The sequence below is a fragment of the Carboxylicivirga marina genome (assembly GCF_016612505.1).
In the GTDB taxonomy this organism is placed as follows: domain Bacteria; phylum Bacteroidota; class Bacteroidia; order Bacteroidales; family Marinilabiliaceae; genus Carboxylicivirga; species Carboxylicivirga marina.
On the sequence record NZ_JAENRR010000104.1, the window covers coordinates 1 to 9,180 of the forward strand.

At 35.8% G+C, this 9,180-nt stretch carries 11 protein-coding genes; 10 read left to right on the forward strand and 1 reads right to left on the reverse strand.

Translation table 11 applies throughout. The features are described from left to right. Positions 1–90 precede the first annotated feature (90 nt). The 7 genes from JIV24_RS21405 (at position 91) to JIV24_RS21435 (ending at position 7,023) form a co-directional block, all read left to right on the forward strand. Positions 91–525, forward strand: coding sequence for an RloB family protein (locus JIV24_RS21405; RefSeq protein ID WP_200467130.1), 435 nt, complete (start codon positions 91–93; stop codon positions 523–525). Positions 526–848: 323 nt separating this feature from the next. Further along, entirely contained in the window at positions 849–2,531 is a 1,683-nt protein-coding gene (locus JIV24_RS21410; protein ID WP_200467131.1) for a zinc-ribbon domain-containing protein, read from the forward strand. Between the two features lie 178 nt (positions 2,532–2,709). After that, positions 2,710–4,257, forward strand: a complete 1,548-nt coding sequence (gene istA, locus JIV24_RS21415) for an IS21 family transposase (protein ID WP_234445917.1) — start codon at positions 2,710–2,712, stop codon at positions 4,255–4,257. Between the two features lie 15 nt (positions 4,258–4,272). Beyond that, positions 4,273–5,010, forward strand: coding sequence for an IS21-like element helper ATPase IstB (gene istB, locus JIV24_RS21420; RefSeq protein WP_200467133.1), 738 nt, complete (start codon positions 4,273–4,275; stop codon positions 5,008–5,010). 330 nt (positions 5,011–5,340) lie between these two features. After that, positions 5,341–5,592, forward strand: a complete 252-nt coding sequence (locus tag JIV24_RS21425) for a hypothetical protein (protein ID WP_200467134.1) — start codon at positions 5,341–5,343, stop codon at positions 5,590–5,592. A gap of 249 nt (positions 5,593–5,841) precedes the next feature. Continuing rightward, complete coding sequence (locus JIV24_RS21430; RefSeq protein WP_200467135.1) at positions 5,842–6,402, forward strand: manganese efflux pump MntP; 561 nt, start codon at positions 5,842–5,844, stop codon at positions 6,400–6,402. A 3-nt stretch (positions 6,403–6,405) separates the two neighbouring features. Continuing rightward, a complete protein-coding gene (locus JIV24_RS21435) occupies positions 6,406–7,023 on the forward strand; it encodes a Crp/Fnr family transcriptional regulator (RefSeq protein WP_200467136.1) in 618 nt (205 codons plus the stop codon). Between the two features lie 6 nt (positions 7,024–7,029). On the opposite strand, the gene JIV24_RS21440 is transcribed toward JIV24_RS21435, so the two are convergent. Then, a complete protein-coding gene (locus JIV24_RS21440) occupies positions 7,030–7,416 on the reverse strand; it encodes a hypothetical protein (RefSeq protein WP_200467137.1) in 387 nt (128 codons plus the stop codon). Between the two features lie 141 nt (positions 7,417–7,557). On the opposite strand from JIV24_RS21440, the gene JIV24_RS21445 reads away from it, so the two are divergent. From JIV24_RS21445 to JIV24_RS21455, 3 genes are all read left to right on the forward strand, one after another. Beyond that, positions 7,558–7,740 carry a YgaP family membrane protein gene (locus tag JIV24_RS21445; RefSeq protein WP_200467138.1) on the forward strand — a complete coding sequence of 61 codons (183 nt, stop codon included), beginning with the start codon at positions 7,558–7,560 and terminating at the stop codon, positions 7,738–7,740. 75 nt (positions 7,741–7,815) lie between these two features. Next, on the forward strand, positions 7,816–8,502 hold the full coding sequence (locus JIV24_RS21450) for a hypothetical protein (RefSeq protein ID WP_200467139.1): 687 nt from the start codon (positions 7,816–7,818) through the stop codon (positions 8,500–8,502). 215 nt (positions 8,503–8,717) lie between these two features. Beyond that, complete coding sequence (locus tag JIV24_RS21455) at positions 8,718–9,068, forward strand: cytochrome c family protein (protein WP_200467140.1); 351 nt, start codon at positions 8,718–8,720, stop codon at positions 9,066–9,068. Positions 9,069–9,180 lie beyond the last annotated feature (112 nt).

Sequence of the window (9,180 nt, forward strand, 5' to 3'; positions counted from 1 at the left end):
CAGTTGAAGATGACTCCTTAAATTAAATATTGAGTCCATTTCTTCTTAAATTTGGTTCATGAATTATTCAGGCTAAGACGAGAATATAGATTGCCAATTGAAATTAAACCTAAAGTTATAGGTACTGAAATATCTAATAAGGTTGTAAATAGGCAACTAAGAGGTAGTTATAATAAAGTAACAGATAAAGTATTTTTGTTTTATGATCTAGATAGAGAGGAAATTCTTGGTAAATTAATTCAGATTGAGAATGCTGTAGTCTTAGCATCAAACCCTTGCTGTGAGTTGTGGTTTAAGTTACATCATCAAAATCATGCTGCTTATATTGTTACTGATGTATGTATACGGTCACTCATTAGGATTTGGCCTCAATACTCTAAAGGCTCTTTAACAGATCAAATGAAAGCTGATTTAAGAAATGGTCAAAGCGAAGCTATAGCACGCTCAAAGCGACTTAATGAATATGATAACCCTAGTACAACTGTTTATAGGCTAATTGAGGAATTGGAAAAAGTTGATAAATAAAAGTAGTGTTGTATATGTAAGTCTGATATTGGTATTATTAATCATCTTACTAAAGTTGGTATTTGTATCTAATGAAAATTCTCACCAAAACCATGTTTTGAGCCCACAAGTAACGTGCTTTATATTCATTTTAAAGGCTCAATGACTTGTATTGCGATAGCTAACCTATGATTCTTGATATTGACTATTGTTTGATTTGGGCTATTAGAACACCATTAATTATTAGATTTGATTATCTAGCGTATTGAGTTATTAATTGAATGTTGTAGCTTTGATTAACAGACAACATACAATCGAATCGATTCTGAGATCTTAATGTAACATTGACTACCAAAAGTAACAAACGAAAAATCAAGATTCAAGGTCGCATCTATGAATCGATCAATAGTGCAGCTATTGCTTTTAGTTTATCGCGTACTACAATTGATTACCGCCTTTCAAAAGGATGGACGCCAGAGCAAGCAGTTGGAGTTGAGCCGCGCCCTGAATATGCCACTTCCACACCTGGCATACCTATAACAGTGCAAGGTCAAGAGTTTCCAAATATCAAGCAGGCCGCAAAGTATTATGGTCGTTCTTATACTCATATCTTCGCCAGGCTCAATGACGGTTGTACAATAGAACAAGCTCTTGGACTTGTTAAACGGACTGATACTCTACAAGCTGAATATCCTGCCATTGCAAAGCAATGGCACCCAACTAAGAATACACCACTAACAGCCGATGATGTATCGTATGGTTCCGGCAAAAAAGTATGGTGGTTGTGCTCGAAGGGTCATGAGTGGAAATCAGGAATTAATACTCGTAATAGAGGGCATGGTTGTCCATATTGTGCAGGACAAAAGCCTACGAAGGAAAGGAACTTTGCGACAGAATATCCTGAGCTGCTCAAGGAATGGGATAATGCCAAGAATGCGAAACGGAGGCCAGAAAATTTCACGCCACGCTCGAAAAGTAAGGTTTGGTGGAAATGTGAAAAAGGCCATTCATGGCAAGCGACAATTCAAAATCGCACAAGAGATTGGAAAAGTATTTGCCCATGCTGCAGCAATAAAAAGTTATGCAAGGACAATAGCTTAGCTAAGCTTCGTCCTGATATTGCCGAAAGTTGGCATCCATCCAAAAATGTACTTTTAACACCAGATGATGTTGTTGCAGGCGGTTCTGCAAAAGTCTGGTGGCTTTGTAAACATGGACATGCTTGGCAAGCAACAATAGGAAGCCGAGTAAATAATAATACGGGGTGTCCAAAGTGTTCTCTACAAACATCAAGGATTGAGATAGCAGTTTATACAGAGCTAGATGCGTTATTTGAAGAAGTTAATTGGCGAGAGAAATTTGTCGGTTATGAATGTGATATATTTTTAAGGAAACTTAACATTGGAATCGAAATAGATGGAGTTTATTGGCATAGCCAATATCCTGAGCGCGAATTGGTGAAATCAACTGCCTTTGAAGCAATCGGAATCCAGTTATTTAGATTAAGAGAAGAGGGATTATTGCATTTAAGTGAACGCGACGTTTCATATAAATTTTCCGAAGATGAATTTCTCGTTATATCTAAACTTATCAGGAGTATTTTATCGCATGCTGAGCTAACCGTTCATCAAAGAGAAAAGCTAAATAAATATATCAAAGGACGCCGTCTTATCAATGAAAAGCAGTATCGTAAGTTAGTATCAACTTTACCTGCACCACCACCAGAGCAGTCTTTTGCACATATGCAACCTGATATTGCTGCACAATGGGCTTATGACTTAAATGCACCATTATTGCCAGAACATTTTCGGCATAAGGCAAATAAGAAAGTTTGGTGGCGTTGTAAAAATGGTCATACATGGAAAACAACGATTAATGTACGAACCCAGCAAAATACCGGCTGTCCAATCTGTCCCCGTCCATTTATCAAAGTTAAGGATGAAAGGAATCTGGCGGTGCTGTATCCTGAAATAGCTAGCGAATGGCATTCTGAAAAAAATGGAGGTCTACATTGGAAAAAACGGTGAAATTGACCACCCAAAGCCGGAATTAAATGACCATAGCCGCCAGTTTAAACTGACCACCTAAGGCCGGAACAAGCTGACCAGTAGCGCCGGACTAAATTGACCACCCCATAAAAGAGCTCGCTTTTACTTCTGTCGAAGCCTTAATTTCATACTGATTTAAACAAATTAATATGAAAATATGGCTAATAAATTAATCGACATGAGTAAAGTAAGAAAAGTCATCCAGTTCCACCATCAGGGAAAAGCAAAGCAATTCATCAGTAGATACATGGGTTTGTCACGTAACACGGTAAAGAAGTACATAGCATTGTATAGGGTATTGAACCTTACTATTGATGAGATAAACCAGAAGAGCGATTCCGAGCTGGAAAAAATCTTTAGCCGGGATACCGAAGATGTTCTTTCGCCCAAGCTAAAAAAGGTTTATGATTTCTTTCCGCACATGGAGCGCGAACTTAAAAAGACCGGCGTTACAAAACATCGAATGTGGAAAGAATACCATCAAAAACATCCTGAAGGACTTAAATTAAGCCAATTTAAAGCCCATTACTTGCGTTGGAGCAAGAAAGTCAACCCAGTGATGCATATGGAGCATAAAGCAGGCGATAAGATGTTTATCGACTATGCAGGCAAAACTCTAGAAATCATCAATAAAGAAACGGGTGAAGTTGAACAGGTGCAGTTCTTTGTTGCCATACTGGGAGCCAGTCAATACACTTATGCAGAAGCCTCTCCAAGCCAACAAAAAGAAGACTTCATTACTTCGGTCGAAAATGCCCTGCATTTTTACGGAGGAGTGCCTGCAGCTATCGTTCCGGATAACTTAAAGTCTGCCGTAATAAGAAGCAGCCGGTTTGAACCTACCATTAACGAAACGTTTATGGACTTTGCGGAACACTATGGCACAACAGTTCTTCCAGCCCGGGCCTATCGTCCACGGGATAAATCACTGGCAGAAGGAGCTGTTAAAATATTGTATCAAAGGATATACCCTGTTTTACGAGGCCAAAAATTTTACTGCTTAGATGAGCTTAACAATGCGATTTGGGATGAACTGGACAAGCATAACAACAAAAAGTTAACCGGCAGGCCAACATCTCGCCATCAATTATTTATCGAAGACGAAAAAGCCCAGTTAGCTCCATTGCCTGTAGAGAAATATGAGATTAAAGAAATATCTATGGCTACCGTAGCGATGAACGGTCATGTGCTGTTAAGTAAAGACCAGCATTACTACAGTGTCCCTTGTCAATACTTAAAAAAGAAGGTTAAACTGGTATATACATCCGCAAGCGTTGAAATATATCACAAATACAACCGTATAGCATTGCACAAAAGAGATGGCAGAAAATACTTCTACACTACTAACAAAGACCACCTAGCATCAACACACCAGTTTGTTGCCGCATGGACACCACAGCGTTTCATTAACTGGGCATCTTCAATTGACCATAGTGTAAAGGAGTTTATAATCAATATACTGGAAAGAAAGCAACACCCTGAGCAAGCATATAAAAGCTGTATGGGTGTATTATCGTTTGCCAAAAAGGTAGGAAACGAAAGACTCACCAATGCATGCAAACGAGCATTGGAGCATCAGGTATACAATTACAGGATCATACAAAAGATACTGGAAAAAGGCTTAGATAAGATTGATAATGAGAAACCGGACGAACCGGAGCTTCCCTTTCACGACAATATAAGAGGAAGAAAATATTATAACTGATTAAATTTAAAACTAATGAATGAAGTAACATTAACACGAATGAAACAGATGAAGCTCCATGGTATGCATGGGGCTTTTAAAACCGCCATCGAAACCGGTAAAACCGACGATTACACAATAGATCAGTTTGTATCGATGATAACAGATGCAGAGTGGGACGATCGCAATAACCGAAAAATAGAGCGGTTGATAAGAAATGCAAGGTTTCATTATAAGGCAACCATTGAAAACGTGGTTTACGATCATGCCAGAAATATTGATAGAACAAAACTGTTAAGACTGGCAGAATGTGATTTTATTAATAAGAGCGAGAATGTATTAATATCGGGCAGTACCGGAGCCGGAAAAAGCTACATTGCAACAGCATTAGGCTACCAGGCCTGTATTGAAGGGTATAGAGTATTGTACTTTAATACAACGAAACTGTTTTCAAAGTTAAAAATGGCAAAGGCCGATGGGTCATATCTTAAAGAGCTTGCAAAAATAGCCAGGCATCAATTAATTATACTCGATGACTTTGGCTTGCAACCATTGGATGGTCAAAACCGAATAGCTTTATTAGAGTTAATTGAAGACAGGCATAATAGAGGTTCAATGCTCGTGACATCTCAAATACCTGTTAGCAAATGGTATGAAATAATCGGGGAGAAAACGATTGCCGATGCAATACTTGACCGCCTAATACATCAATCGCACAGATTTGAATTAATGGGAGAATCAATGAGAAAAAAGCGAAATATCCTTAATGAATAAAAAACATTAAATTTGTTAGAAACTGACAGAAGAAAAACGTTCTCTTTTTTGTTGAAAATGGTCGGTGGTCACTTTGCACCGGCAAAGGTGGTCAATTTAAATTGGCCTGAGGTGGTCACTTTGATCGGCGTCTCCAGACTGGAACGATACGGATGGATTATTCTATGGTCATGTTAAAGGAATTGAACCTGATTTAGTATCTTATGAAGGTAAAACACTGAAAAAACTAGATAAGGACTTTAAAGAGGCCTTGGATATTTACCTAAAGGGTAGAAAATAAGGTCTAAAAATTATCTCAGATAATTATAAACCAACCAAAACTTAAATCAAATGAGAACACAAAAAGATAGAGACTACGCTAAGAAGCGCAAGAAGCTTTGGGACGCATTTGATTGGAAATATGCTTCAATGAATGCCCTTAGCAAAAACCACTCGTTAAGGTGCGGCTGCAAATGGTGTGAATTGGAAAGATATAATAAATGGTTTAGAAATAAACGCAACCGCATTGATGCCAGAGAAGCCCTTTCAAATGTGGATGACTTGCGAATTTATGAAGTGAACCAAGATGTAAAAAGAGTGTAGTTTAATTAAACCACCGTTTTGTGAGACAATATTTTCTCATACATCCTACACAGGCTTTGACAGTCTCAAAAACTGGTTTTATAAATGAGTTTCACGGTTTGGCTTTTTGTGAGAAGGGTTAAGACTACACAGGTAATAAGCTCCAACCAAATCATTTATTTTATTCTGCTTTTTAAATCTGTCCATACTTTCCAAATTTCTGCAAAATTACAATTAAGTTTAGGACAAAATTCTTTTTAAAATTTATCAATGAATTTACTTTCAATTACATTAATCGGTGTTGGCCTATCAATTGACAGTTTAGCAGCAAGTATAACCACAGGAGCTTGTTCAAAAAATATTAGACTGAAACATATTCTTAAAGTAGCTTCTTTTATGGCTTTTTTTCAGGGCACAATGCCATTAGTAGGATGGCTTATTGGAAGCAGTTTTAAAAGCATTATCGAAGACTATGATCATTGGGTTGCGTTTTTCTTGTTATTAGGGATAGGCAGTAAGTTGATTTATGATGGTATTATAGGATCTTCTGACGAAATGAATTCCAATCCTACTAAAAACATGTTATTAGCGGGAATGGCTATTGCAACAAGTATAGATGCGATGATATTAGGAATTGGATTCGGATTAATTGAAATTAATATATGGCTGGCAATGCTAATTATTGGTTCAACTACTTTTCTTTTTTCTACAATAGGCGTTTTTGTTGGTGAAAAACTTGGTAATAAAATCAACAAAGGCATTGAAATTTTCGGAGGGATTGTTTTAATTGGATTAGGCTTAAAAATCTTATTGGAACACATATACTATTAATATATGGATGCGGATTTTAAAAACATATTTGAACCAGAACTTCTTAATCAAATTAATGGTTTAAGCGAAGTAGAAATACCGAAAGGGACCATCATTTTAAGGGAGTCATCTTATATAAAAGAAATTCCGCTGCTTATTAATGGGAGAATTAAAGTAAGAAAAACAGATGAAAATGGTAAAGAGATTATTTTGTATCACATTAATTCTGGTGAAAGCTGTATTCTTTCAATTACATCTTGTATCAATGAAAAGCAAAGCAATGCGGAGGCTATAACTGAAGAAGTATCCAGGTTGGTTATAGTTCCAGCATCAAAAGTCAGAGAATGGATGGATTGTTTTAAAGGATGGAGAAAATTTGTAATGCAACTTTATTATACCCGCCTTGATTCTTTACTCCAGCTTGTTGATGGTATATCTTTTAAACAAACTGACAGCCGTTTGTATAAAAAATTAAAAGATTTACAGATCACCAATGGTGAGACCATAAAAATAACTCATCAAGAGTTAGCCAATGAAATAGGCACTGCACGAGAAGTTATTTCGAGACTACTCAAGCAATTAGAAAAAGAAGGCATATTATCTATCGAAAGAGGCGTCATAAATTTTAAGAGAAAGCTATAATCAAATCTACAAATTACAGCTCTCCGGGAAATAATAATCATTTTTCAAAACCTGATGAACTGCGATCTCAATTTCAGGAACCAGATTTGAAAAGTTAACACAGGCACTAAAGCCAATTGATTTAAGCACTAATGGTTCATAACTCTTTGTGAATTTACATATTCCAATAATTTTAGCTTTGGAATTGCAAAGCATCTGTTGCTTGAATTTGCTTATCCTTTGAAAGTCACTACAACTGACAATTATTATATCTGCTAACTTCAATAAACGTTCATCACAACCAGTAAAACTTGTACTTACCCCGAGAATTTCAATCGGGTGAGTTTCTTGAAGAAACTTAATAAACATATCACGATAGCTTCCGGATTTTTCAATACAATAAATTTTTATCATCAAAAATAAGATTCAGTATTACAAACGATATTGTACAAAGCTAATGATGCAGATTTTTATTTGTGTAACCTAAGTCACAAACATCTGCAAAGGTTTAGTGGTAATTTTGATGATATAATTATAAACTAAAAAGATAAAAGGATGAAACGTAATGTAGGGAGTATGGATAAAATGACTCGTATCATCATTGGATTAACAATTGGTATTGCAGGCTATTATTACAATAGTTGGTGGGGTTTAATTGGTATAATTCCTGTTTTTACTGCTCTTATTAACTGGTGTCCGTTATACCTGCCGTTTGGTATAAAAACATGCAAAAAATAAATTAACACCATTCATGCATTCGAAGCCTGAAAAACTTCAATTATGTAGTATATACGTAACATAAAAAAAAGGATTATGAAAAAGTTTACTTATCTATTGATGACAGTTATCGTTGCATTTAGTTCTTGTAGCAAAGATGATGAAAGTGGTAGTGTGACATTAAGCTTAACAGGTGTTAATCAAACTCTAAAATCAGGGGAAAATAGTCTTGTTGCTGATGTCAAGATTACAGATTTTAAACTTTCCTTCAGAGATGTTGAATTTAAGTTGGATGAAAGTGATTTAAGTTCTACGGAAGTTCAATTCAGAGGTCCATATGATGTTGATTTGATGAGCGAGACGGATGCGCTTAGTCAAACTATTGGAACGATTGATATACCTGATGGCACATACAAAGTATTGAGATTTAAGCTACATAAAGATATGGATAGGTTGGAAACAGATCCATTGTATGACCGTTCATTATATATGACAGGGATTATTGATGGTACTCCGTTTGAATTCTGGCATGACACAAGCGAAAATTTTGATTTTGAATATACAGGAGGTATTGTTGTTTCAGGCAATAATGTAGAAATTAACGTTAAATTCGTTATTGACCAATTCTTAAATTCATTACATACAATAGATTTATCACAGGCGATTGACGAAGATGAAGATGGAATAATAAAAATTAATCCTGATGACGAGGATGGTAATGGCGATATAGCAGACAAATTGAAAGAAAATATAAAGGAAGCAGCAGATTTAATAAAACTATAAACTTAATTGAAAAAAGGGGACATTCGTCCTCTTTTTTACTATTAAGAGATTGTACTCACCTCAAGAACTTTTTAGTATAACAGTTTATCAAGACTCCTGACTTAACTTTTGTCTTGAACCATTATTATATTGCTAACGTTTACTGTTTAAACCTAACGGCCTTAAAATTTAAGAGTCTAATTAGAACGTAATGAACCACTTAAATATTAACAGTCATGAAAAAAATCACTTTTTTATTCGTTGTTTCGTTATTTTCTTTTGCTTGCTCCAATTCAAGTGATGATGAAATAATGCGTGATGATAATGAGGCATATAAGGCAGCAGAGACATTCTACAATAACACATTAAAATCTGTTATTACAACAAATTGTATAAGTTGTCATGCTGGTTATCACAGTAAGGATAATTCGAGTAATTATGGAAACCTAACAAATGCTATCAATAATGCATCTGGTATGTATAATCAGGTTAATTCCGGAAATATGCCATTGGATGGCGATAAGTTGTCACAGGATGATATAGATAAATTCGAAGATTTTATGGACTTAGTGAATGCAATTCCTTAGTTTTATTAATGTTACAAACAGTTTGTCTCATTTCAATGGGTGCAGTTCTCATATTACGCAGCATTTTTAGTGTAGTATACGTCAGAAAAATGTTTCCAAAAACCATCCCATC

Bases quoted from the DNA above. Each gene is read 5' to 3' on its own strand.
- JIV24_RS21445 (WP_200467138.1), top strand. From the start codon at position 7,558: ATGAAACGTAATGTAGGGAGTATGGATAAAATGACTCGTATCATCATT.
- JIV24_RS21430 (WP_200467135.1), top strand. From the start codon at position 5,842: ATGAATTTACTTTCAATTACATTAATCGGTGTTGGCCTATCAATTGAC.
- JIV24_RS21440 (WP_200467137.1), bottom strand. From the start codon at position 7,416: ATGATAAAAATTTATTGTATTGAAAAATCCGGAAGCTATCGTGATATG.
- JIV24_RS21450 (WP_200467139.1), top strand. From the start codon at position 7,816: ATGAAAAAGTTTACTTATCTATTGATGACAGTTATCGTTGCATTTAGT.
- JIV24_RS21425 (WP_200467134.1), top strand. From the start codon at position 5,341: ATGAGAACACAAAAAGATAGAGACTACGCTAAGAAGCGCAAGAAGCTT.
- JIV24_RS21435 (WP_200467136.1), top strand. From the start codon at position 6,406: ATGGATGCGGATTTTAAAAACATATTTGAACCAGAACTTCTTAATCAA.
- istA (WP_234445917.1), top strand. From the start codon at position 2,710: ATGGCTAATAAATTAATCGACATGAGTAAAGTAAGAAAAGTCATCCAG.
- JIV24_RS21455 (WP_200467140.1), top strand. From the start codon at position 8,718: ATGAAAAAAATCACTTTTTTATTCGTTGTTTCGTTATTTTCTTTTGCT.
- istB (WP_200467133.1), top strand. From the start codon at position 4,273: ATGAATGAAGTAACATTAACACGAATGAAACAGATGAAGCTCCATGGT.